We start from the raw sequence: 21,036 nt of genomic DNA, 5'->3' as shown, positions 1-21,036 counted from the left end.
AAAATGGCCTCCATCGCAAGGCATATTTGGTCGCTGCCCCGCAGTTTTACAGAGTGCCGCTATCCGCGCCCCGAATGGACACGCATGTCAGCTCCCCAAATCGGAGCCTTACCCCCTTTTTGGTGTTCAAAGAGTCTCAATTAAGTGTTGCGCGACTAGCGCAACTCCGCATCACCTTAGATAAATAAACTCAAGGGGAGGTTCAGAACCATTATGAGACTCACGGCTAGGCAACAACGCCATCACGGGCGCAAATGCCGTTCCATAGGCTGATTAGGGCCTCCGCTGTGGCCTTGCATGTCGTCGTCTCCCGTATGTAATCGGCCTTGCTCAACCGGGAGAGCATCCAAGCCTCATCTTCAAGCCGGTCCTGTAGGCGCTGGGCCTCGTCGTCGGGCACCGGGGCAGGGCGCTTGCGCCGGTCGAGCAATTCGAGAAGCATCCTCGGCAATTCCACCCGATAGGCATTGGAGGTCTGCTCTGATCGCGCCCCGTCCTCTGTGACGGTGTGGACGTAGCGCCGCAGGCGCGCCAGCAAGCCGATGCTGGTAAGGGCGTTCAAGGCCCTTGCGACGGTGGCCCTAGAGACGGTCGCCCATTCGGCTATCATTTCATAGCTGGGCACCACGTTGCCCCTGAAACGCTCCTCCATCCGCAACAGGGCTTGATACACCCGGATCGTGGAATTGGTGATGCTCATGCAATAGTGCTCGAACTGCGTTATCTCGCGCGGCTCGCGCCGCAGCTCCGCGCGCAGGGCGCGGCCCTTTTCAAACGCCAGATTGATCGCACGCCAGCATCCCTTGCGCGTCTTGGTGTCTCGCGCCGCGAGGAAGCCCTTTTCTACGTCGCTCCCGGCTTCCTTGCTGCCGCCGCGCACGCGGGCCTTGGTGATGTGCTTCCCGCCCCGGCTACGGTCGCCATAGGCTCGGCCGAAAAGCTGCTGGGTCAGCTCCCCGATCGCCAGCGGCCCTTTTCTTCTGGTGTCACTCATCGTCGTCCCTCCTTTGCGAAGGGCCGGGAGACAGGCAAAAAAATCCCGTTGCGCGAATCAAGCGCCCTTGAACCGAAGTCCGAAAACCGCTAAGTGGGAAATTGTCTGTAGGTTCAGTGTTGGCGCACTGTCCCACTAAGCGGTTTTGAGGGTGCCCGGCTTCGAGCCGGGCATTTTCTTATCCACTCACGGCCAGAAACTCCTGTTGCAGAAACATATCGTCCCCGATCCGCTCTAGGATCGCGTTGATTGCAGCCTCGCGGGACGTGAATCCCTTGCTGGCTTTCACCCTCTCCACGATCTCGACGGCTTTAGGGGACAAGGCCAAACTCATGCGCTTAAAGCCCTGCTCGCTCTGTGCCTTGGCGCGTTTGCGCTGGGACAGCGTGGAGGGTTTGAGTTGCGTATGATTCGCCATAATGCCCCGGCTTAAAGGACATTAAAGGTTCTGGCAATTCAGTGCTGAAAAAATATGCTGGCGACTGAAAGACATATATAGAAAAGCGGTCTGCGTTTACGTCGAAGTCCGCAGTTCAAGAGCATCAACGAGTGGCTTCTTGGGCCTACCAACTGAAAGAATCGAAGCTATAGCCTTACATTATCGAGCTACGCGCTACAGCCGTAATTTTCAAAATTGGTCGCCGCGATCTGATCGGCAATTAGCATCTTGGGGCCTGCGCTCGATCCTGCGAGCATTTACGGAATGGACGCCAAAGAGAATTACGCGGAAGCCTGATCTTGTCTCTCGCGCGTCACTTTCTTCTTTCAATCCGTTCGCTGCCACCCGTTATGCGCGCTCGCGCGCTCGGCCCGGCTCGTCCAAAAATGATGCTATAAACAATCATATTCGGCGTCATACCGCTTCCTTTCTCGCGCGCTCCGGCATATCCTCCGCAGCTACCCGGAATTTTAGCGGCTAAAACCAACCCCCTTGCGGAAGAAAGAAACCGAACCTGTGTATCGGAAGGTTCTCGCGATTAACATTAACCGCTTCTTGGCCTTAAGACGGCTCAAGAAAAAAGACCTCGCGGAGAACGCGGGGCTGTCTGTGTCCTTCGTATCTGACGTTACAGCCGGTAAGGGAAACCCGTCGCTCGAAACAATCGCCGCCATCGCAAATGCTCTGGAAGTCCCGCTCGTCGCGCTACTGGAACCGCCGCCTATCGGCACCGATGGCTGGGACGCCAGCCTAGCCGATACCTTATCAAAAGAAGATAAAAAGCTGGGGCTTCCTCCCGGTTATAAGCGCGTTTCCGCTATCGTCACGGATCATCAAGCGTTTCAGATAGCACAATGGCACAAGGCTGCCCACGCTAAGTTGCGTCGGTCCTGACAATCCCCCCAATCTGAACCTAATTCTTTGCAATCGTTCTGGTTGCCTCCATGAAAATTCCGGTATATCCCTTGCGTCCATTTTGTTTTGGCAGGGACGGTGCTTCATGGAGGCCAAGGGGGAACCCGCTCAAGATACGGTAAAAGAGCGTGCGAAGGAGATGCTTCGCCGCTCCATGCAACCGCTTATGTTGGATGCGCTTGCCGACCCCAAGACCGTTGAGCTGATCCTGAACGCCGATGGCAAGCTATGGCTGGAACGCCTTGGCGAACGCATGATCTGCATCGGTAAGGTCGCCCCAAGCCGGGCCGAGGCGATCATCAAGGCGGTCGCTGGCTATCATAACAAGGAAGTGACGCGGGCCTCCCCGGTTCTGGAAGGCGAGTTTCCTATAGATGGCTCGCGCTTCGCCGGACAGATGCCCCCGGTCGTGCCCGCGCCGACCTTCGCCATCCGAAAACGCGCCGTGGCGATCTTTACCCTCGAACAATATGTGGAGGGCGGGATTATGACGGCGGAGCAATGCAGCCTCATCCATGAGGCTATCCGCGCGCACCGCAACATTCTGGTGATTGGCGGCACCGGCAGCGGCAAAACAACGCTAGTGAATGCCATTATCAACGGGATGGTGGACGCGGACCCGACCGAACGGCTCGTAATCATTGAAGATACCGGCGAGATTCAATGCGCCGCTGAAAACTACGTCCAGTTCCACACGTCCCCGCAAATCACCATGACGGCGCTGCTCAAAACCACGCTGCGGATGCGGCCCGATCGTATCCTAGTGGGCGAGGTGCGCGGCCCGGAAGCCCTCGACCTGCTCATGGCGTGGAACACCGGCCACGAGGGCGGAGCGGCCACGCTGCACGCCAACAACGCCGAAGCGGGCCTTAGCAGGCTCCAAATGCTCATCAGTATGCACCCCGATTCACCACGGCCGATTGAGCCGCTGATTGGTGATGCGGTGCATTTGATCGTCCACATCGCGCGCACGCCAGAGGGTCGCCGCATTGAAAGCCTGCTGGAAGTCGGGGGCTTCGTGGATGGGAAATACATTTTGCGCAAACTGTGAAGGAGCATGACATATGACGTTGTTTTGGAATGACGCCGCCGCCCGCCGTAAGGCGCTCATATGGGGTATGCTGGGGCTGGCGCTCGTCATGCTCCTGCTCTGGCCTCACGCGGCTTGGGCCTCGGATACCACGGGCGGCCTGCCTTACGAATCCTATCTGACCAAGGTGCGCCAGTCGATGACCGGCACCGTCGGTTATACCTTCGCCCTCGTCGGCATCGTCGTTGCCGGTGGTGTCCTGATCTTCGGCGGCGATCTCAACGGCTTTGTGCGAACGCTGTTGCTGATCGTCCTCGTCGCCTCGATGCTCGTCGGCGCTAACTCGGTCCTGTCCTCCATCACGGGCGGCGGTGCGGTGATTACCGGCACCGCTTCGCCCGCGCTGGCAGGCTAAAGGGGAGGGCCGGTCAACATGGCTCTGCGATCAGTGCCTATTCGCCGCTCTGGCGTCCGCAACAATCTGTTTTTGGGTGGGGACCGCGAGCTGGTCATGCTCACGGGCCTAGCGTCGATGGCGCTGATCGTTCCGGCCATCAATTCCTTGAAGGCGTGGGCCGCTGGCCTGCTGATCTGGTTTGCAGGCGTGTGGGCCTGTCGTCTCATGGCGAAATCGGACCCGCTGATGCGGTTCGTTTACATGCGGCACCGCACCTATCGCCCCTACTACCCGGCTCACTCCACGCCCTTCCGCAAGAACGGCCGCCTGCAATTCCGCCGCTACCGGCAACCGGGGAAGAAAAAATGATCCAGACAATCGCTGTCGTCATAGCGATCTTCGGGGCGGCCCTGCTCGCGGTCCTCGCCTTTGCGTCCTTCGCCAACGCGGCCGAACGCAAGCTGGCCCGGTATCGCTCCAAGGATGAAGGGCTTGCCGATCTGCTCAACTATGGGGCGATGGTCGATGATGGCGTAATCGTCGGCAAGAACGGCTCGTTCATGGCCGCGTGGATTTATGAGGGCGACGATAACGCCAGCTCCACCGACCGCCAGCGCGATATGGTCAGCTTTCGGATCAACCAAGCTCTCGCCGGGCTGGGCAATGGCTGGATGATCCACGTTGACGCGCCGCGCCGCCCTGCTGCCGCCTACTCGGCTGCGGGTCTGTCGCATTTTCCTGACCCGGTGACGGACGCCATAGATCAGGAAAGGCGCGAATTATTCCAGTCCCTCGGCACCATGTATGAGGGCTATTTCGTCATTACCGCGACCTATTTCCCTCCGGTCATAGCGGAGCAAAAGTTTGTCGAGCTGATGTTTGACGACGATCGGGAGCGGCCGAACAACAAGCAACGCACGGCCGACCTGGTTGAACGCTTCAAGCGCGAAATCACCACATTTGAAAGCCGTCTGTCCTCGGCCGTGAAGCTGACCCGCCTTCGCGCTCACAAGGTCGAAAATGAGGACGGCTCGACCGTGACGCACGACGACTTTTTGCGGTGGCTGCAATTCTGCGTCACCGGCAAAAATCAGCCGGTCGTGCTGCCCTCGAACCCGATGTATCTCGATTCCATCATCGGCGGTGTCGAAATGTGGACGGGCGTAATCCCGCGCATCGGCAACAAGTTCGTCCAGACGGTAGCGATCGAAGGTTTCCCGATGGAATCGACGCCGGGCATCCTCTCGGCGCTGGGCGAGCTGCCGATTGAATATCGCTGGTCCACGCGGTTCATATTTATGGACCTCCATGAAGCTGTGAAACACCTTGAGGATTTCCGCAAAAAGTGGCGGCAAAAGGTTCGCGGCTTCTTCGATCAGGTTTTCCAGACCAACAGCGGCAAGATAGATCAGGACGCCCTTTCGATGGTGGCCGATGCCGATAATGCGCTGGAGGAAGTCAACTCCGGCCTTATTGCACAAGGATACTATACCGGCGTCGTCGTCCTGACGGACGAAAGCCGCGATAAGGTAGAACAGGCCGCGCGCCAGCTTGAAAAGGCTATCAACGCACTCGGTTTCGCGGCCCGTATCGAGACGGTGAACAACCTAGAGGCGTTCTTGGGCACGCTGCCGGGGCATGGCGTCGAAAACGTCCGCCGCCCGATCATCAACACCATGAACCTAGCCGACCTGATGCCGACCAGCTCGATATGGACCGGCCTCGATCATGCGCCGTGCCCGATGTATCCGCCCAGCTCGCCCCCGCTCATGTCTGGCGTCACCAACGGCTCCACGCCGTTCCGGCTCAATCTCCACGTCCGCGACGTGGGGCATAGCTTCATCTTCGGCCCCACGGGCGCAGGCAAGTCAACGCTGCTCGGCCTGCTCGCCGCCCAGCTCCGCCGCTATCCCGGCATGTCCATTTTCGCGTTCGACAAGGGCCTGTCGCTCTACCCGCTGGCGAAGGCGGTGGGCGGGGCGCATTTCACTGTCGCCGGGGATGACGAAAAACTCGCCTTCTGCCCGCTCCAATTCCTCGAAACCAAGTCCGATCGCGCATGGGCAATGGATTGGATCGACACAATCCTAGCCCTCAACGGCGTGGCGACCACGCCCGCGCAACGCAACGAAATCGGCAACGCCATCGTCAACATGCACGCCAGCGGGGGCAAAACCCTCTCTGAATTTGTGGTCACGATTCAGGATGAAACGGTGCGCGAGGCGATCCGCACCTACACGGTGGACGGCTCTATGGGCCATCTTCTCGATGCGGAACATGACGGCCTGAGCCTGTCGGAATTTACCGTGTTTGAAGTCGAGGAGCTGATGAACCTCGGTGAAAAATACGCGCTGCCGGTCCTCCTCTATCTTTTCCGGCGTATCGAGCGATCTTTGAAGGGCCAGCCTGCCGCGATCATCCTTGATGAAGCATGGATTATGCTGGGGCATCCCGCCTTCCGGGCCAAAATCCGCGAATGGCTCCGGGTGCTGCGCAAGTCCAACTGCCTTGTTCTCATGGCAACGCAAAGCCTGTCTGACGCCGCAAATTCGGGCATCCTTGACGTTATCGTGGAGTCCACCGCGACCAAGATTTTCCTGCCGAACGTCTATGCGCGCGATGACGATACCGCCCAACTCTACAGACGCATGGGCCTCAATACACGCCAGATTGAAATCTTGGCGACGGCCATCCCCAAGCGCCAATATTACTATCTGGCCCAGTCGGCCCGAAGCTGCGATTTTGGCCAGGTTGAAGAACGAACACTGAACGCTTGATTGATTCTACCAGGACCGTTGCTGACCACCGACCTCGTAGATATCGGCTTCCATGGAGCAATTGTAGCTCTCTGCGATGTTGAACATCTCGGAGAGGAGGCTTTGGATTTCCTCATCAAGGGAAATGCCATCCGGATCGGGGTCATAGGCGACGGTCAGTTTGTAATCACAATTGCCGTTTTTTACCATGGCGTAGTCGCGTTCCAGCATCGCCTCAATCCGCTCCCGAGCGGGTTTTCTACCTCTTCCACGCTTGTTGAAGTTCTCGATAATCAGATGCAGGGCGATGCTGGCAGTGGGCGGCTTTTCCGGCAGTTTGGTCTGTGACGGAATAATGTCGAGCGCCCGATAGACGGTCATTCGTGAGACCTTCAGGTCGCGGGCAACGCGGGCCTTGCTGGCGCCGGCGGCAAGGCGACGGCGGATTTCATCGTCATCGACGTTCTTCTTCCGGCCTTTGTAAACGCCTTCGGCGCGCGCCGCTTCGATCCCGGCGCGCTGACGATCCTTGATGAACTTCAGCTCCATATCGGCGACCATGCCGAGTATGGTGATGACCATTCGCCCCATGTCGCCCGCCGTCGTCACCTCTGGCTCAAGGATGCGCAGCGAAGCTCCCTTTTCATCAAGCTCATGCACCAGGTTCAGGACATCGCGCGTGGAGCGGCCGAGCCGGTCGAGCCGCAGCACGACCAGCTCGTCGCCGGTGTGCATAAACTGCATGATCGTTTCCAGTTCCGTGCGCCCGCTCCGCGAGGCCCCCGATCCGGTCTCGGAACGGATAATTTCGCAACCTGCATTCTTGAGGCGGCCAATCTGGATATCCAGATCCTGGTCCGTGGTGCTGACGCGGGCATATCCGATACGAGCCAAGTGCAAAATCCGTCACATTAGGGTGGCTCTTGCAGTGTATCGTCACATTGAGCGCAAACCCACCCTTTTGTGACAGACGAATGGTGTCACTCGGCCCTATCACTCTGGGGTGTACCCAAATGTTATATGCCGATCAGCCGCCTCACGCCGCAAGCCGTCCAAAATCAATCCGGTCGTTCAGGTCGAGGTCGAAGCGGCCATAAGGGTTCACATGACTGTAGATCAACGGCGTGAGACCACGATAATCTTCCGGCGTCATCCGCCCCGCCCACTTCGGCTCAACCAGTACGGTCTGAAGCATGCGGGTGTTCACATACACCAGCGACGCTTGCAGGAGGTGTAGCGCCAGAACGGAGATTTCCTGCTCATGGATGCGGTTGGTGGCGATCTCGCCGCCCTTGCCGAAGAACACGAAACCATTAGCGCCGTTCCAGTTCTCAACCACATTCAGCCCTTCGTGGATCTCGCGGCGGAATGCCTCCTGACGCAAATACCGGCATAGGAAGATTGTTTTGATCGCGCGGCCGAGTTCACTCAGCGCCTTGTAGGTCGGGTGCATCACTTCGGCTCTGGCAAACCGGCGCAGGATCGCTTCCGGATCGGCGGTGCGCGATTGCATGGCAGCGGCATATTTGACCATTTCGTCATATTGTTGCTCGATCTCGTCCCAGTCGATCGGACTGGAGAGGATCGGCAGCAAATTGGAAAGCCGCGTGCGCATGCCGGCTTGGGGAAGGGCCAGTTTCTGGCGTGCGACTGCTTTTAGCCGCGGGGCAAGCTCAAATCCAAGGAGTCGGCAAAACGCAAAGCCGACCGCGCTCTGGCCGTGACTATCGACGTACTGACGCTGGATTTCCATGTCGGTGCAATGGCGTAGCACGCCCTCGATCATGGAGGCGACCTCCGAGGAAGAGCACCGCTTGAGCTGGGAATAAACGCAGGTCGCGCGCTTCTCCACATGCCAGTAGATCATGACGCCACGGCCGCCATAGCGGGCGTGCCATTCCGTCATCAGGTTGCGGTCCCACGCGCCGAACTTCGTTGAATCGGACGCGCAAGCCGTGCCCGCGTCTCCCCATACTGTGGCATTGCGGATTGCCAGTGTTGCGTTTGCCACCCGCGCGCACGCTTCTCTCAGCGCTGGCGCGTGAATGAAACGGCGATGGACATGCAACAATTCCTCGTAACTCACGTCGGGTGTGGCGCCAGCGATCCGCTTGAGCCCGGCGTTCGTGCCCAAGCCATAGAGGCACAGCAAAAGGCGCTGATCCAGGGCTGCTTTCGGTAGAGTAACCCGCGAGGCCGACGTTTCGAAAGCCTCCATCAATCCCGTGTCCAGAGCAGCCTCTTTCAGCACGTCGAGCAGTCCGGTCATCGGCCAGCGCTGACCGACCTCGCTTTTGATCGAAGCGAGGCCCTTCGGTTCGGGCAAGGGCTTGAACGGTGTAATCGATATCCGGTTGTCGCCGCGCCACAGGAGCCGAACCTTGTCGTTTTGTGGAATATTGGCATTGAGGAGCAACAGCTCCTGTTCAAGCTCCTCCCGGATCGAGGCGCAAAACGCCCGCGCATCTGGCGTCAGGCTGAGGCTGGAATAATACGCCTCTCGCCTGATCTCGAAATCCTTGGGAAGATCGTCATCGGGATTGCGGTAGCGATCCGCCCCGACCACCCAGATTTCTTTGGAGCGGATGCGGTCGCGCAGTTGCGTCAGGACGCAAAGCTCATAGCTGATCCGGTTTACCCGCCCATCGTCATCAATGACGGAACTGCGCCATCGCGCTGGAATCACCTCATCGATCGGAACATCCTGCAATGGCACGAAGCGGCATCCGTCATCCACCTTGCTCCTGATCCAGTCGAGGGCCGCCAGGACCGGCCGCCACACCGCGTTGTTCGACCGGAACCCAAGTACGGAAAGCAGGCTTGGCAGCATGCGCCGGTAATGATTGGCCCAGGAACCACGCATCACCTTGTAGATGCGCCGGTCCAGAGCGCCCTTCGCATGGCTCTCCTTGACGATCGCCGCCAGCCTGTCCTTACCGGCGATCGGGAAAATGACATCGCAGATGCGCCCCGATGGTTCATTGATCGAGGCGCTGGCGATCTCGACCAGCAAGCGCTCCTTTCCATAGACCCGCTCGATGTCTTTCGCGATATCGCCCACCACCTTGCGTTTCGAGCGCGTTCCGATCTTGTGAACGGTTTCGATCAGCAGGTCGATCATCGCGTCAGTGAGTTGCGCCTCCCGCGACATTAGATAAATCGCATAAAGGCCGAGCTGTCGCGCCGGCGCATGCCGGCGCATCTCCGAGGCCTTTTCACCGGCAACGCGGCGAACAATCTGATCGACCCATGGCTTGCCCGTAGCCGTCAGGAGATCATGGGGAAGATCAAGTCTCTGGATAAAGGCGAGTTTCTCGGTCACGTCGAGAATGTTGTCGAGCGTTGCCTGTCCGGCGTCACCCTTCATCCTGTTGAATCCGGTCAAGCTGTCCGGATCGGCAAGCGAGGCTTCCAATAACGCCACCGCATCTGACGAAAGCCGGTCACTGGCTCCGATCAGCCAGGTGTCCAGATAATCTTGCCGTTGTGAGCGAACGACACGTTCAAGCTCCTTGCGCGACGGCCCATAAATACGCCGGTCCCGGCACCACAGGAAAACATGCTCAAGCATGGCATTGATCGACTGGCCGCCCGGGCACAGCTCGCCAGCAATCCATTCCGTCAATTGCTCGCGATCCACCCGCTTCATGCGGTGATATCCAAGATGGATCAGGATCTCCGCACAATGCCGTCGTGCTGTCCGACTGGAAAAGTCATAACCAGCTATCTCGCCAGCCTCGACACCGAGTTGCTCGGCCAGATACGAGAGGCCATCGGTAGGGATTGAGCCGGGATCGGTCGCGAAAAACCCCAGGGAAGCGAAGAATTTCAGCTGCGCGGCGAGGCCGAGGCGCGTCAGGGCCGGCTTCGAATTTACAAAATCAATATCGGCAAAGCTCAGGCTCCATCGTCCGATCAAATCCCCGCCCGAAATACTCCGATCCATCAACCCACTCCCTATGATGGAGCGAACTGTCCTCTCCCATGATTTCCATCGTCAATACCGAATGCCACGTTCCCAAAACGTTCTCCGACTTGGCCGAAATCGCAGCTTCGGGCCGACTAGGCCTATCTCTCGGAACAGGGGCGGCGGCTCTTTGAGCTGGCGCTAGGCCCCGTGGCCCTGTCCTTCGTCGGCGCGACCGACAAGGAATCCATCGCCACCATTAAGGCCCTTGAAGCGGCCTATGGCCCGGCATGGGTCAACGAGTGGCTGGCCATCCGTGGCGTCGAATCCACCATCAATATCGGCCGCGCGGCGGCGGCCCCCTATACCTCGGAGAAGCTGCATGAGTCTGTTTGACAAGCTGCGGGGGCGGCGAGCTGCGGAAAGCGCCCCGGTTGATCCCAACCCCTACCTGAACGCGCGGCGGCAATGGAATGAGCATGTGGGCGGCATCGCTGCCTCGCGGCGCTTGTGGCAGACTATGGCAATCCTTTCGATGCTGATCGTCCTCGCCGCTGTCGGCGGCATCATAGCGATTGGCAGTCAATCGAAATTCATCCCTTACGTGGTCCGCGTGGACTCGCTGGGGGACGCGATAGCGACCCAGCGGGCCGATGTGGCTTCGCCGGTCGATGCGCGCGTGGTGCAAGCGCAAGTCGGCTCCTTCATCCAGTCGGCCCGCATGGTGACGGCTGACGTTGAACTCCAAAAGCAAGCCATTTTCCGGGTCTATGGGATGCTCGCGCCGAACGATCCGGCGTTGGCAAAGATGACCGACTATCTCAACGGCAATCCCGACAATACGCCTTTCGCCCGCGCGGCGCGGGAAACCGTGTCGGTCGAAATCGCCTCGGTAATTCAGCAAACCAAGACCTCTTGGCAGGTCGATTGGACCGAGACGGAGCGCGATCGGCAAGGCCAGCCTATCCAGCCTCCGGCGAAAATGCGCGCGCTCGTCACGATCCGCGTTGCGCCGCCCAGCTCGGCCACCACGGAGGAACAAATTAAGCAAAACCCCTTGGGCGTGTTCGTCCAAGATTTCTCTTGGTCGCGCACACTCTGATGGGAGGGACAATCAACATGAAGAAGATCGCCTATTTCGCCGCCGCCCTCGCGGCGCTGCCTTCGATCGCGTCCGCGCAGGACGGCCCGCCGCTTCCCGACGACATGCCGCCCGCGAACGCGCCCATGCCTGCCGGGGGAGGGGCGCAAGTAGATCCCAATGCCTATATCAGCCCGCGCAATCCGAACCTGACGCGCACCCAGCGCGAGGGTCTGTCGATCGCGCGGCGCTGGCAGGCGGAAAGCGCCGAAGGCATCAAGCCGGTGCCGGGCACCGAAGGCGCGGTATTGTTCGCCTTCGGCACCTCCGAACCCTCCGTGGTCTGTGCTGTGCTGCAAATCTGCGATGTGCAGTTGCAGCCGGGCGAGAACATCAATTCGGTCAACGTGGGCGATAGCGCCCGCTGGCTGATCGAACCGGCCGTTTCCAATTCCGGGCCGAACGAAACCCAGCATCTTATCATCAAGCCGCTCGATGCGAACTTGAATACAACGCTGATCGTGACGACCGATCGCCGCACCTACCATATCCGGTTGGTGTCGCACCGGACGCAATTCATGTCGCGGGTGGCGTTCACCTATCCCGATGAAGCGCAAGCCAAATGGGCCGCTTTCCGCGCTCGATCGGACACGGCGCGCGCCGAAAACACGATGGCGGTGCCCGATGGCGCGCGCGGGACGGGCAGGGGAGGGAGCGAATATCTCTCCAATCTCGATTTCCACTATAGCGTTGACGGCCGCGCACGCTGGAAGCCCGTCCGGGTTTACAATGATGGCGTCAAAACCATCATCGAAATGCCGCACGCGATGGAGCAGACGGAAGCGCCATCGCTGCTGATCGTCCGGGCCGGGGGCAGCGTCTCCAAGGCGGCTGATACCTCCATCGTCAATTACCGGCTCCAAGATGGCCGCTACATTGTCGATCAGATTTTTGACCAAGCGGTCCTCATCTCCGGTGTCGGCAAGCGCCAAGAGCGCGTCACCATCACAAGGGGGGGCTGATCGTGCGCGGTGCGATTTTTGTATCAGTGGCTTTCCTGCTTACGAGCTGCGCGGGCGTTTCGCACCGGGACAGCTTCGCCGTTCCGGCTCCTCCCGATCAGGCCCAAGCCCTCGTTGACGATTCCGTGGCGGAGCTGGTGAAACTCTACCCGCCTGCGATTAGCCGGGTGCTGATCCCGACTACCGGGGGCGGGGCCTATGGTGACGGCTTGCGCTCCTCGATGCGCCAAGCAGGCTATGCGGTGATTGAGGCGGGCAAGGGCGTGAAGCCCGATCCTGCGGCCACGCCGTTGCGCTATTACGTCGATCAGCCAATTGCCGATTCCTACCGCGTGACGCTGCGGGTCGGCGCGCAAACTTTCTCCCGCATCTATGGCGTGGATGAAAAGGGTATCTACCCGTCTGCCGGGTGGGCGCTCGATCTGACCGGCGCAACGCCGGAGCTGATCGAACGGGCGAACCGGCCCGTAGCGCCTGCCGCACCTCCTCCCGTTCCGTCGCCCGTCGCCAGCACGCAACCCGGCTTCGGCGGCAATGGAACAGAGGCCGGAACGTGGTCTGTCAGCCTGACGGGCTTCTCCTCCGAAAGCGCAGCACGCGCCTATTGGCGCGCGACGGCGCGCCTTCGCCCTTCGTGGGCGAGCGTGACGCCGCGCTTTGTCCAAAACGGACGCTCTCACGGCATCCAATTCGGACAGTTTCAATCCAGCGCGACGGCGCGCGCCAAGTGCAAGGGCATCCGTGCCGCGCGCTGTGGCGTCGTCAAGGCCGGGTAAGGGGGTAGGTTTATGTCTGATGCTGATAGCATGTCGCCGGAAGCCTCGCCGGGCGGTGCAGCGGACGGGAACAGCGGGCGCTTGGTGACGGGAGTTCGCAGGGTCAATAATGCGCCGCTGCTGATCGTCCTCGGCATTGTGGCGCTGTTCATCGCCATCGTGGTGTCGATTATGATTGATCGCTCCTCGGACAATGCGGCGACCAAGGTTCAACCGGCTGTCGGTCAAAGCTCGGCCGATGTTGCGAACAAGGTTGCGGGGACCGCTCCAAGCGGTGCTGCGGAAGTGATGGCGAACGCGCCCCCGCTGCCGCCTGCCGATGGCATCCCGGTCGCGCCGGTCGATCCCAATGCGCCGCCAACCGTCACCGCCTCGCCAGCGCAACCCAACGGCCCCACGGCGGCCGATCTGCGCCGGGCACGCATGGAAGCGATACGCGAAGCACGCCTTGCCCAATTTGGCAGCGCCGTGCGCTCTCCTACCGCCCTGAAATGGCAGGACGGCCGCAATGGGGCATCCTCTGGCGCTGGCGGCATGAGTGGCGGCGCTGATCCGGCAACCCAGCTCGTCGCCCTGCAACAGCAAATGGCCGCTGCAATGGCGCAGGGCCGCCAGCCCTCGGCCTCCGACATTGCCACCCTTACGGCCCTGTCAAACCAAGTGGCCGGGGGAGGAGCCGGAGCCGGGCAGGGTGCCGCCAATGCCCGCCCGCCTGCCAACTATGGCCAGTTCGCCAACAATGCGGGTGGCAATCGCTGGGCCTCGAACAGCCAAGTAGAAGCGCCCTCCCGCTACCAGCTCCGCGCGGGCTTCGTAATTCCCGGCACGCTGATCTCCGGCATCAACTCGCAAATACCGGGGCAGATTGTCGCGCAAGTTTCCCAAAACGTGTTCGATACCGCGACGGGCCGCTATCTCCTGATCCCGCAAGGCTCCCGCCTTGTCGGCGCGTATGATTCCAACCCGGTCTTTGGGCAGACGCGCGCGCTCATCGCGTGGCAACGGATCATCTTTCCTGACGGCAAGGCGATCGACCTTGGCGCTATGCCGGGGTCAGACAGCGCGGGCTATGCCGGGTTCCATGACCAAGTGAACGCGCATTGGTTCCGTATCTTCGGCTCCGCTCTGCTCATGTCTGGTGTGACCGCTGGCGTAACCCTTAGTCAGCCGCAAACCGGCCTCAACGCCAATGGCACCATGTCCGCCAGCCAAGCCCTTAGCCAAGCTCTCGGCCAGCAGCTCGGACAGACCACGGCGATGATGATTGAGCGCAATCTGAACATATCGCCCACGCTGATTATCCGGCCCGGCTTCCGCTTCAATGTGGTCGTCGTGAAAGACCTCACATTTTCAAAGCCTTACCGCTCATTCGATTATTGACGCCAGATGAAAGGGAGCAAGCAAAATGAAGTCTCGAATTTTAGCCGCTAAAATTTCTTTGGCGATCACTCTCGCGCTGGCGGCCCCGTCCGCCAATGCGCAAATCTCGGTTATCGACGTTGCGAACGTCCGCCAGACAACCGTTTCCGCGCTGCAAAACGTCGCCACGGTGGCGAAGCAAATCCAGCAGTATCAGACGCAGCTACAGCAATACCAAAATATGATTCAGAACACGGTCGGCGCGCCGGTCCAGCTCTGGCAGCAGGCTACGCAAACGATCGACAGCCTCCAAGGGCAGGTCAATCAAATCAGCTCGTTCGCTCGTCAAGCTGGCGACGTGAACACCTACATGAATCAATTCAAAAATCCGTCTTACTATCAGACCAATGCTTGCACGTTCGGGAACTGCACGGCGGCGCAGCGCGCGGCGGCTCTGTCCGCTACTCGCGCCCGCACGACAAGCCAGATGGCCGCAAATGCCGACGCTATGAACGGCATCAACAGCGCCATGACAACGCTTGCGTCTGACGGCCAGCGCCTCGACCAGTTGCAGGCCAATGCCACGGGTGCGAGCGGGCAAATGCAAGCCCTGTCCTACGCCAATCAATTTGCGGCCCAACAAGCCAGTGAGTTGCAGAAAATTCGCGGCGTCCTGCTCGCGCAAAGCGCCGCGCTGACGGCTCAATCGCAATATCAGCTCGATCGCGATGCTGCGGCAACAGAGGCATCGGCCGCAATGCGGAAAACCAAACCGACGCCGATCGGAACCTATCAGAATTAAGGAAAGCCCATGCCGAAATTGCGTCAACTTATCGCCGCGTCCTGCTGCACCGCTACACTTCTTCTCGCGGCCTGCGGCAAGTCCGAGTCCGAACCGAAAACGATGCTCTATTACTCTCAACACCTAGACGAAGCCCGCGAGAAGGTCGCCCGATGCAAATCCGGCGTCGAAACCGACGCGGAGTGCCAAGAAGCGGGCAGCGCACTAGCGCACGAAACCAAGCCGACGCCGATCGGAACCTATCAGAATTGAGGATAGCACTATGAAGGCTCTGGCTCGCCTACACCTGTCCGCCTTGGGGGTGGCGCTCACGCTCGCCGCGACTCCCGCCTATGCGCAATCGCAAGGTATGCTCGATAATGTTCTGAACAAATATAAGAGCATGGCGGCGGCGTGGGCGAGCGTCTTCACAACGCACGCGACAATTCTATTCGGCACACTAGCGGCGGTCAGCCTCATTTGGACGTTCGGGGTAATGGCGTTGCGCCGCGCCGATCTTGGCGAATTTGCTTCGGAAGCAATTCGCTTCGCCATCTTCTGCGGCTTCTTCTGGTGGCTGCTCATCAACGGCCCGGCGATCGGCTTGGCGATCATTGAAGGGCTGCGCTCGTTGGGTGCGCAGGCATCCGGCCTGCCTAACAATCTCGCGCCATCGGGTATTGTGGACATTGGTTTCGACATTTTCCGCCAAGCTGTCGAAGCGTCCAGCGTCCTAACTCCGGTCGATTCCGCTCTTTCTATCTTGGTTTCGCTGGGCATCCTGATTGTTTTGGCTCTCGTCGGCGTGAATATGCTGCTGCTGTTGGCCTCCGGCTATGTCCTCGCCTATGCCGGGGTTATCTTTTTGGGCTTCGGCGGCGCGCGGTGGACCAGCGATATTGCGCTGAACTATTTCAAAACGGTGGTCGCGGTGGGCGCGTCCCTGATGACGATGGTTCTTATCGTCGGCGTCGGCAAAACCTTCCTTGACCAATATTATGCCGCAACGGGCGAGGGTTCGTCTCTCCAAGATTTAGGGACCATGCTTGTCTTCGCGGTCGTCCTTCTGGCGCTCGTAAACAAGGTTCCCGCGATGGTCGGGGGCGTTATAAGCGGCGGCTCGATCCACGCGGCGGGCGGTATCGGAGCCTTTGGGGCAGGGGCCGCGCTGGGTGCTGCCGGGATGGCCGCTGGGGCGGCGGCCACGGGTGGAGCTATGATCGCTGCTGGCGCGATGAACGCTGCGGGTGGAGCCAGCGCGATCAAGGCCGCCTTCGCTGCCGCTGGTGGGAGCGGTGGTGAAGGCGGCCAAACCGGCATGGGAGGCGGGCAACCGCTTTCGTCGGCGGGCGACATGCCGGGAGGCGGCGATAACGGCGGCGGCGGTGGCGGTGGGGGCGGCGGCACGCCCCTTAGCGTCGCTATGGGCGGCGATGGCGGTTCCCCCCCGGCCAATGACAACAGCGGCCTTCAAGGCGGCTCGGAAGCCGCCAGCGCGGGCGGTGGCACGGCTGCAAGCGCCGCTGCGGGTAGCGAGGCGGCCGATCGTGAAGACGGCAACGGCGGCGGCGCTGCCGGTGGCTCGCCTGCGGGGGAGGGGGAGGCCAGCTCCGCCAGCTCGCAAGGTGAAGGCGCGCCCGAAAGTGGCGACACTGGCGGCACGCAACGCACCGGCCTTAGCCGTGCGGCGAAAACCGCAAGCATCCTCGGCGGCGCTGCCGCTGGTATGGCGGTGGGCGCTTTGAAAGAGCGGGTGGGAAATACGGTGGGCGGCCGACTGGCGGCCAATATCCGCGCGTCGGCCGCCTCGGCATCGTCGGGAAGTGAAACGCTCGCTCCCGCGACCGGCGCGGGCAGTCCCGCCAGCTCGTCCGATTCATCGCCACCCCCCACGGCGCAATTCGCGGGCGATACCATTTCGGCCGCCCGTGATGCGGGCGACATGGAGACGCCAGAGGATGAAGTTGCGGCCTTCGTCCAGAGAAGGGGGGACAGCTAATCATGGCCGCTGATCTGCCTCCGGTTGTCATAGAAGAACGGGTGCAATGCTCGATCGCGGCGGCGCTGCGCTATAACATTCCGGCGAACGTCATGCTGGCGGTCGCGGAACAAGAGAACGGTCGGCCCGGCGCGCGCGTCCAGAACACCAATAACACCGCCGATCTTGGCTCGATGCAGCTCAATTCCAGCTATATTCAATCGCTGGCACGCTACGGCATCCGGCCCGAATATGTGCTTGCGGCGGGGTGCTATCCCTACAACCTCGCTGCATGGCGTATCAGAAACCATATCCGGGATGACAAGGGCGACCTGTGGACGCGGGTTGCCAATTATCATTCCCGAACGCCGGTCCATAATGCCCGCTATCGGGCGCTGATTATGGCGAAAGGCGCACGCTGGGAGGCGTGGCTTTCCTCGCGCTATAATACCTACAGCGTGAACGGCGTGCCGGTAAGCGGCGGCGCTCCTGCTGCGCGATCGACCTCGATCCCACTCACGATCACGGCGGCCGACGCGACGGGCGGGGGCCAGCTCGCGGCGCAACCCGCGATCGTCCAGCCCGAAGGCAGCGCCGACGCCTCGGCGGGCTATGTCGCCTCGATCTTGGCCGCTGCGTTCAATGCTCGCATAACCGATACGTGGCGGGCGCTGGAAGCCAATTACGGGGCCGCCAACAGCTTTCACAAATATGGGCAGGCGGTGGATTTCGTGCCGCGTGCCGGGCTGCACACGATCACGCGCGAGCAAATCCGCGCCGTGATGGCGCAACATGGTATTCGCGTGGCGGAGCTGCTGGGGCCGGGGGACCGGGGCCATGCCGATCATTGGCATCTGGCTTTCTATACCGGCGATCAGACTCGGCCGCTCGATCGCGCTCAAATTGTCGTCGCCAGAGCGGAACGCGGGGTAGGGGGCCTAACCTCGGCGGCCGTGCAGCCGATGGCCAGCTATGAGGCTGCGCCAGCTCCACAAGCCCGCGTCATGGCGGCTCGGCCGAACGCCGCGCCTATTTCCGTTGCGGTGAATTTCCGGCGCGACATGCTGCATCCTTCGCCTACCGATCCCACGGCGGACCCGCGATTTATTCCGCGCACAATCACCGCCAGCAATTGAAGCGACGGCGCGCTAGGCGCTCAATTCGGCAAGCCGGTGTGGGCGCTGATCCCCATCCCGGCCAGCTCCTCAATGAGCCAGTCTCGAAAGTCCGAAATGGATTTCGCGCCTTCGGCCCTCAAGGCGGCAACGTCTTCCTCTTTGAAACTCCAATCGTCCTTGCCGATGTGGCGCAAGGCGCGCCAAACGCAATGCTTCTGATAGCTGTAGATCGCGCAACGGAGATACCCGCGAACGATCTTTTCCATAGCCGCATCGTCATTGCGGTGGCGATCTAGCAATGCGTCAAGGTCGGCTACGGACGGATTGGGATCAAGCATGGTCGGCCTCGATCTGTAGGGCGAGCTGGGCGAGGCGATCGGGAGCAAGCAAGTCGTCGGCCGCAAGGTCGATAGCGAAGGGTTCGCCGGGTTCGGGCGGCCGTCGATCGGCGGCGAAAGCGGCAAGATAGGGTTGCGCCGCGTCGGTTTCGATCCAGCGCCAGAAGGCAGGCCCTTGGCCGAATAGCCCGGCCTCGAACATATCGAGCCGGGCTTGCGCGAAATCATCGCACATTAGGCGAAGTGGATCACGGCCGATTCAGTGGTCCGCCCCTGCGGGCGCACGACAATATCGACCTTGCAGCCAAGCCGGGTGAGCATGGCTAGAAGCCGCTCAACCGAGACGCTGCGGAACTGGCCTCGCAGGATGCGCGACAATTCCGGTTGGGTAGATCCCGTAACCTTGGCGGCGGCGATCTGCGTCAACTTCCGCTCCTGCATGGCCTCGGCCACACGGGTAACGAGCTGGGCTTTCAAAAGGTGGGTGTCGGGGTCGGCAAAGCCTAGATCGGCAAAGACATTGCCGCTGCCTTCCTCAATGATTTCGTCCTGTGCGCTCATGCTGTGCCTCGCGGGGTCTGGTGTTGCCGGTGATGCTCCTCGGCGGATTTCAGCCGCGTTCGGATCAAATCCATATCGGCCTGCGGCGTGGCCTTGCCCTGCTTGGATTTCTTCTGGAAGGCGTGCAGGACATAGACCGCCTCCGCGAATTTGACCGTATAGACCGTGCGGAACGTATCGCCTTGGTGGTCGTCTATGATCTCGACCACGCCAGCGCCGCCAAAGCCCTTCAACGGCTTAGTGCTGGCGTGCTGCCCGCCTTGCTGCGCAAGGTGCAGGGCATAGCCCATTACGTCCTGCACATCGTCCGGGAACTCCCGAAAATCGCGCTTTGACGATGCCACCCATCGAACCGGCCGTTCCGTATCCATCGCGGCTATTATGCACAAATATACATAGCCCGCAAGCGGAAATTATGCGCGTATGTGCATATTGCCAGCTCGCTATGCCGATTGAGGCGACCGCGATCGGGGCGGCTCAATCGAGCGCCCTGCGCGACGAATGTATCAACGCCGGGGATGCAGGGCCGTAATTTTATGCTAGAGGCCCGGCGCGGCCCACGCCCCCCAATTTGTGCGGCCGTCCACTTCCGACGATGGCCCGCAAGGACTAGCCATCGTCGGAAGACCAACAAACAATCTAGCCGATGCCACGCGCCGCCCCTGTCCGGGCAGGCGAGGGCTGCTTGCCGTTGTAATAAAATTGGCTCTGTTGCAAAAATCGTGAAGCTTGAGCATGCTTGGCGGAGATTGGACGGACGGAACGATGACGGATTTCAAGTGGCGCCATTTCCAGGGTGATGTGATCCTGTGGGCGGTGCGCTGGTATTGTCGCTATCCGATCAGCTATCGCGACCTTGAGGAAATGCTGGCGGAACGCGGCATTTCGGTCGACCATACGACGATCTATCGCTGGGTCCAGTGCTACGCCCCGGAGATGGAGAAGCGGCTGCGCTGGTTCTGGCGGCGTGGCTTTGATCCGAGCTGGCGCCTGGATGAAACCTACGTCAAGGTGCGGGGCAAGTGGACCTACCTGTACCGGGCAGTCGACAAGCGGGGCGACACGATCGATTTCTACCTGTCGCCGACCCGCAGCGCCAAGGCAGCGAAGCGGTTCCTGGGCAAGGCCCTGCGAGGCCTGAAGCACTGGGAAAAGCCTGCCACGCTCAATACCGACAAAGCGCCGAGCTATGGTGCAGCGATCACCGAATTGAAGCGCGAAGGAAAGCTGGACCGGGAGACGGCCCACCGGCAGGTGAAGTATCTCAATAACGTGATCGAGGCCGATCACGGAAAGCTCAAGATACTGATCAAGCCGGTGCGCGGTTTCAAATCGATCCCCACGGCCTATGCCACGATCAAGGGATTCGAAGTCATGCGAGCCCTGCGCAAAGGACAGGCTCGCCCCTGGTGCCTGCAGCCCGGCATCAGGGGCGAGGTGCGCCTTGTGGAGAGAGCTTTTGGCATTGGGCCCTCGGCGCTGACGGAGGCCATGGGCATGCTCAACCACCATTTCGCAGCAGCCGCCTGATCGGCGCAGAGCGACAGCCTACCTCTGACTGCCGCCAATCTTTGCAACAGAGCC

Annotated in this window: 22 protein-coding genes and 1 pseudogene; 15 read left to right on the top strand and 8 right to left on the bottom strand. The window is 60.6% G+C overall.

The genetic code is table 11. The features are described 5' to 3' along the window. Positions 1-226: 226 nt before the first annotated feature. Together TZ53_RS22295 and TZ53_RS22290 are read right to left on the bottom strand one after the other, a co-directional pair. Positions 227-994, bottom strand: coding sequence for a helix-turn-helix domain-containing protein (locus TZ53_RS22295; RefSeq protein ID WP_006954207.1), 768 nt, complete (start codon positions 992-994; stop codon positions 227-229). A 178-nt stretch (positions 995-1,172) separates the two neighbouring features. Then, on the bottom strand, positions 1,173-1,412 hold the full coding sequence (locus TZ53_RS22290) for a hypothetical protein (RefSeq protein WP_019053948.1): 240 nt from the start codon (positions 1,410-1,412) through the stop codon (positions 1,173-1,175). A 513-nt stretch (positions 1,413-1,925) separates the two neighbouring features. Here TZ53_RS22290 and TZ53_RS22285 point away from each other — a divergent pair. The 5 genes from TZ53_RS22285 to TZ53_RS22265 all read left to right on the top strand — a co-directional run bounded on the left by TZ53_RS22285 (position 1,926) and on the right by TZ53_RS22265 (position 6,552). Continuing rightward, complete coding sequence (locus TZ53_RS22285) at positions 1,926-2,327, top strand: helix-turn-helix domain-containing protein (protein WP_019053950.1); 402 nt, start codon at positions 1,926-1,928, stop codon at positions 2,325-2,327. A 106-nt stretch (positions 2,328-2,433) separates the two neighbouring features. Further along, entirely contained in the window at positions 2,434-3,399 is a 966-nt protein-coding gene (gene trbB, locus TZ53_RS22280) for a P-type conjugative transfer ATPase TrbB (protein WP_026149853.1), read from the top strand. Positions 3,400-3,412: 13 nt separating this feature from the next. Next, positions 3,413-3,793, top strand: coding sequence for a TrbC/VirB2 family protein (locus TZ53_RS22275; protein WP_006964400.1), 381 nt, complete (start codon positions 3,413-3,415; stop codon positions 3,791-3,793). Between the two features lie 18 nt (positions 3,794-3,811). Next, positions 3,812-4,144: a conjugal transfer protein TrbD gene (locus TZ53_RS22270; RefSeq protein ID WP_026149854.1), complete on the top strand. Its 333-nt coding sequence runs from the start codon at positions 3,812-3,814 to the stop codon at positions 4,142-4,144. Then, positions 4,141-6,552 (top strand): VirB4 family type IV secretion/conjugal transfer ATPase, encoded by a 2,412-nt coding sequence (locus TZ53_RS22265; RefSeq protein WP_238320176.1) that lies wholly within the window; start codon positions 4,141-4,143, stop codon positions 6,550-6,552. Before TZ53_RS22270 ends, TZ53_RS22265 begins: the two co-directional genes overlap by 4 nt. Positions 6,553-6,558: 6 nt before the next feature. Here the strand turns inward: TZ53_RS22265 and TZ53_RS22260 are convergent, their stop codons facing one another. Both TZ53_RS22260 and TZ53_RS22255 read right to left on the bottom strand, forming a co-directional pair. Next, the gene (locus TZ53_RS22260; RefSeq protein WP_006953933.1) at positions 6,559-7,425 is read right to left on the bottom strand and encodes a recombinase family protein; all 867 of its coding nucleotides are present in this window, start codon (positions 7,423-7,425) and stop codon (positions 6,559-6,561) included. A gap of 142 nt (positions 7,426-7,567) precedes the next feature. Then, on the bottom strand, positions 7,568-10,477 hold the full coding sequence (locus TZ53_RS22255) for a Tn3 family transposase (RefSeq protein ID WP_044663210.1): 2,910 nt from the start codon (positions 10,475-10,477) through the stop codon (positions 7,568-7,570). 123 nt (positions 10,478-10,600) lie between these two features. Here TZ53_RS22255 and TZ53_RS27390 point away from each other — a divergent pair. The 9 genes and pseudogenes from TZ53_RS27390 to TZ53_RS22210 all read left to right on the top strand — a co-directional run. Continuing rightward, positions 10,601-10,834, top strand: a pseudogene (locus tag TZ53_RS27390) (hypothetical protein); the annotation flags it as partial. Then, entirely contained in the window at positions 10,821-11,540 is a 720-nt protein-coding gene (locus tag TZ53_RS22245; RefSeq protein WP_006964394.1) for a VirB8/TrbF family protein, read from the top strand. The pseudogene TZ53_RS27390 and the gene TZ53_RS22245, both read left to right, overlap by 14 nt. 17 nt (positions 11,541-11,557) lie before the next feature. Then, positions 11,558-12,541 carry a P-type conjugative transfer protein TrbG gene (trbG, locus tag TZ53_RS22240; protein ID WP_006964392.1) on the top strand — a complete coding sequence of 328 codons (984 nt, stop codon included), beginning with the start codon at positions 11,558-11,560 and terminating at the stop codon, positions 12,539-12,541. 2 nt (positions 12,542-12,543) lie between these two features. Next, a complete protein-coding gene (locus TZ53_RS22235) occupies positions 12,544-13,317 on the top strand; it encodes an SPOR domain-containing protein (protein WP_019053953.1) in 774 nt (257 codons plus the stop codon). A gap of 12 nt (positions 13,318-13,329) precedes the next feature. Next, a complete protein-coding gene (locus TZ53_RS22230; protein ID WP_026149855.1) occupies positions 13,330-14,697 on the top strand; it encodes a TrbI/VirB10 family protein in 1,368 nt (455 codons plus the stop codon). A gap of 25 nt (positions 14,698-14,722) precedes the next feature. Continuing rightward, positions 14,723-15,478, top strand: a complete 756-nt coding sequence (trbJ, locus tag TZ53_RS22225; protein WP_022675885.1) for a P-type conjugative transfer protein TrbJ — start codon at positions 14,723-14,725, stop codon at positions 15,476-15,478. A gap of 9 nt (positions 15,479-15,487) precedes the next feature. Continuing rightward, a complete protein-coding gene (locus tag TZ53_RS22220) occupies positions 15,488-15,730 on the top strand; it encodes an EexN family lipoprotein (protein ID WP_019053956.1) in 243 nt (80 codons plus the stop codon). Between the two features lie 10 nt (positions 15,731-15,740). Then, positions 15,741-17,456, top strand: coding sequence for a P-type conjugative transfer protein TrbL (gene trbL / locus TZ53_RS22215; RefSeq protein ID WP_030092735.1), 1,716 nt, complete (start codon positions 15,741-15,743; stop codon positions 17,454-17,456). Positions 17,457-17,458: 2 nt separating this feature from the next. After that, a complete protein-coding gene (locus TZ53_RS22210) occupies positions 17,459-18,571 on the top strand; it encodes a transglycosylase SLT domain-containing protein (protein WP_030092736.1) in 1,113 nt (370 codons plus the stop codon). Between the two features lie 20 nt (positions 18,572-18,591). On the opposite strand, the gene TZ53_RS22205 is transcribed toward TZ53_RS22210, so the two are convergent. From TZ53_RS22205 to TZ53_RS22190, 4 genes are read right to left on the bottom strand one after another with little or no spacing between them, the layout of a single operon-like run. Next, a complete protein-coding gene (locus TZ53_RS22205; RefSeq protein WP_013041567.1) occupies positions 18,592-18,891 on the bottom strand; it encodes a hypothetical protein in 300 nt (99 codons plus the stop codon). After that, a complete protein-coding gene (locus TZ53_RS22200) occupies positions 18,884-19,126 on the bottom strand; it encodes a hypothetical protein (protein ID WP_013041566.1) in 243 nt (80 codons plus the stop codon). Before TZ53_RS22200 ends, TZ53_RS22205 begins: the two co-directional genes overlap by 8 nt. Continuing rightward, entirely contained in the window at positions 19,126-19,452 is a 327-nt protein-coding gene (locus TZ53_RS22195; protein ID WP_006964370.1) for a helix-turn-helix domain-containing protein, read from the bottom strand. Before TZ53_RS22195 ends, TZ53_RS22200 begins: the two co-directional genes overlap by 1 nt. Next, positions 19,449-19,823, bottom strand: coding sequence for a type II toxin-antitoxin system RelE/ParE family toxin (locus TZ53_RS22190; RefSeq protein ID WP_013041565.1), 375 nt, complete (start codon positions 19,821-19,823; stop codon positions 19,449-19,451). Before TZ53_RS22190 ends, TZ53_RS22195 begins: the two co-directional genes overlap by 4 nt. Before the next feature lie 394 nt (positions 19,824-20,217). On the opposite strand from TZ53_RS22190, the gene TZ53_RS22185 reads away from it, so the two are divergent. Further along, the gene (locus TZ53_RS22185; RefSeq protein WP_001389365.1) at positions 20,218-20,982 is read left to right on the top strand and encodes an IS6-like element IS6100 family transposase; all 765 of its coding nucleotides are present in this window, start codon (positions 20,218-20,220) and stop codon (positions 20,980-20,982) included. Positions 20,983-21,036 lie beyond the last annotated feature (54 nt).

The organism is Sphingobium sp. YBL2 (assembly GCF_000943805.1).
Lineage (GTDB): Bacteria > Pseudomonadota > Alphaproteobacteria > Sphingomonadales > Sphingomonadaceae > Sphingobium > Sphingobium fuliginis.
The sequence above is the reverse complement of the archived record's forward strand: the minus strand, read 5'-3'. Positions and strand labels throughout refer to the sequence as shown.

Bases quoted from the DNA above. Each gene is read 5' to 3' on its own strand.
- TZ53_RS22275 (WP_006964400.1), top strand. From the start codon at position 3,413: ATGACGTTGTTTTGGAATGACGCCGCCGCCCGCCGTAAGGCGCTCATA.
- TZ53_RS22220 (WP_019053956.1), top strand. From the start codon at position 15,488: ATGCCGAAATTGCGTCAACTTATCGCCGCGTCCTGCTGCACCGCTACA.
- TZ53_RS22255 (WP_044663210.1), bottom strand. From the start codon at position 10,477: ATGGATCGGAGTATTTCGGGCGGGGATTTGATCGGACGATGGAGCCTG.
- TZ53_RS22245 (WP_006964394.1), top strand. From the start codon at position 10,821: ATGAGTCTGTTTGACAAGCTGCGGGGGCGGCGAGCTGCGGAAAGCGCC.
- trbL (WP_030092735.1), top strand. From the start codon at position 15,741: ATGAAGGCTCTGGCTCGCCTACACCTGTCCGCCTTGGGGGTGGCGCTC.
- TZ53_RS22295 (WP_006954207.1), bottom strand. From the start codon at position 994: ATGAGTGACACCAGAAGAAAAGGGCCGCTGGCGATCGGGGAGCTGACC.
- TZ53_RS22190 (WP_013041565.1), bottom strand. From the start codon at position 19,823: ATGGATACGGAACGGCCGGTTCGATGGGTGGCATCGTCAAAGCGCGAT.
- TZ53_RS22230 (WP_026149855.1), top strand. From the start codon at position 13,330: ATGTCTGATGCTGATAGCATGTCGCCGGAAGCCTCGCCGGGCGGTGCA.
- TZ53_RS22270 (WP_026149854.1), top strand. From the start codon at position 3,812: ATGGCTCTGCGATCAGTGCCTATTCGCCGCTCTGGCGTCCGCAACAAT.
- TZ53_RS22210 (WP_030092736.1), top strand. From the start codon at position 17,459: ATGGCCGCTGATCTGCCTCCGGTTGTCATAGAAGAACGGGTGCAATGC.
- TZ53_RS22195 (WP_006964370.1), bottom strand. From the start codon at position 19,452: ATGAGCGCACAGGACGAAATCATTGAGGAAGGCAGCGGCAATGTCTTT.
- TZ53_RS22290 (WP_019053948.1), bottom strand. From the start codon at position 1,412: ATGGCGAATCATACGCAACTCAAACCCTCCACGCTGTCCCAGCGCAAA.
- TZ53_RS22200 (WP_013041566.1), bottom strand. From the start codon at position 19,126: ATGTGCGATGATTTCGCGCAAGCCCGGCTCGATATGTTCGAGGCCGGG.
- trbJ (WP_022675885.1), top strand. From the start codon at position 14,723: ATGAAGTCTCGAATTTTAGCCGCTAAAATTTCTTTGGCGATCACTCTC.
- trbB (WP_026149853.1), top strand. From the start codon at position 2,434: ATGGAGGCCAAGGGGGAACCCGCTCAAGATACGGTAAAAGAGCGTGCG.
- TZ53_RS22205 (WP_013041567.1), bottom strand. From the start codon at position 18,891: ATGCTTGATCCCAATCCGTCCGTAGCCGACCTTGACGCATTGCTAGAT.
- TZ53_RS22265 (WP_238320176.1), top strand. From the start codon at position 4,141: ATGATCCAGACAATCGCTGTCGTCATAGCGATCTTCGGGGCGGCCCTG.
- TZ53_RS22185 (WP_001389365.1), top strand. From the start codon at position 20,218: ATGACGGATTTCAAGTGGCGCCATTTCCAGGGTGATGTGATCCTGTGG.
- trbG (WP_006964392.1), top strand. From the start codon at position 11,558: ATGAAGAAGATCGCCTATTTCGCCGCCGCCCTCGCGGCGCTGCCTTCG.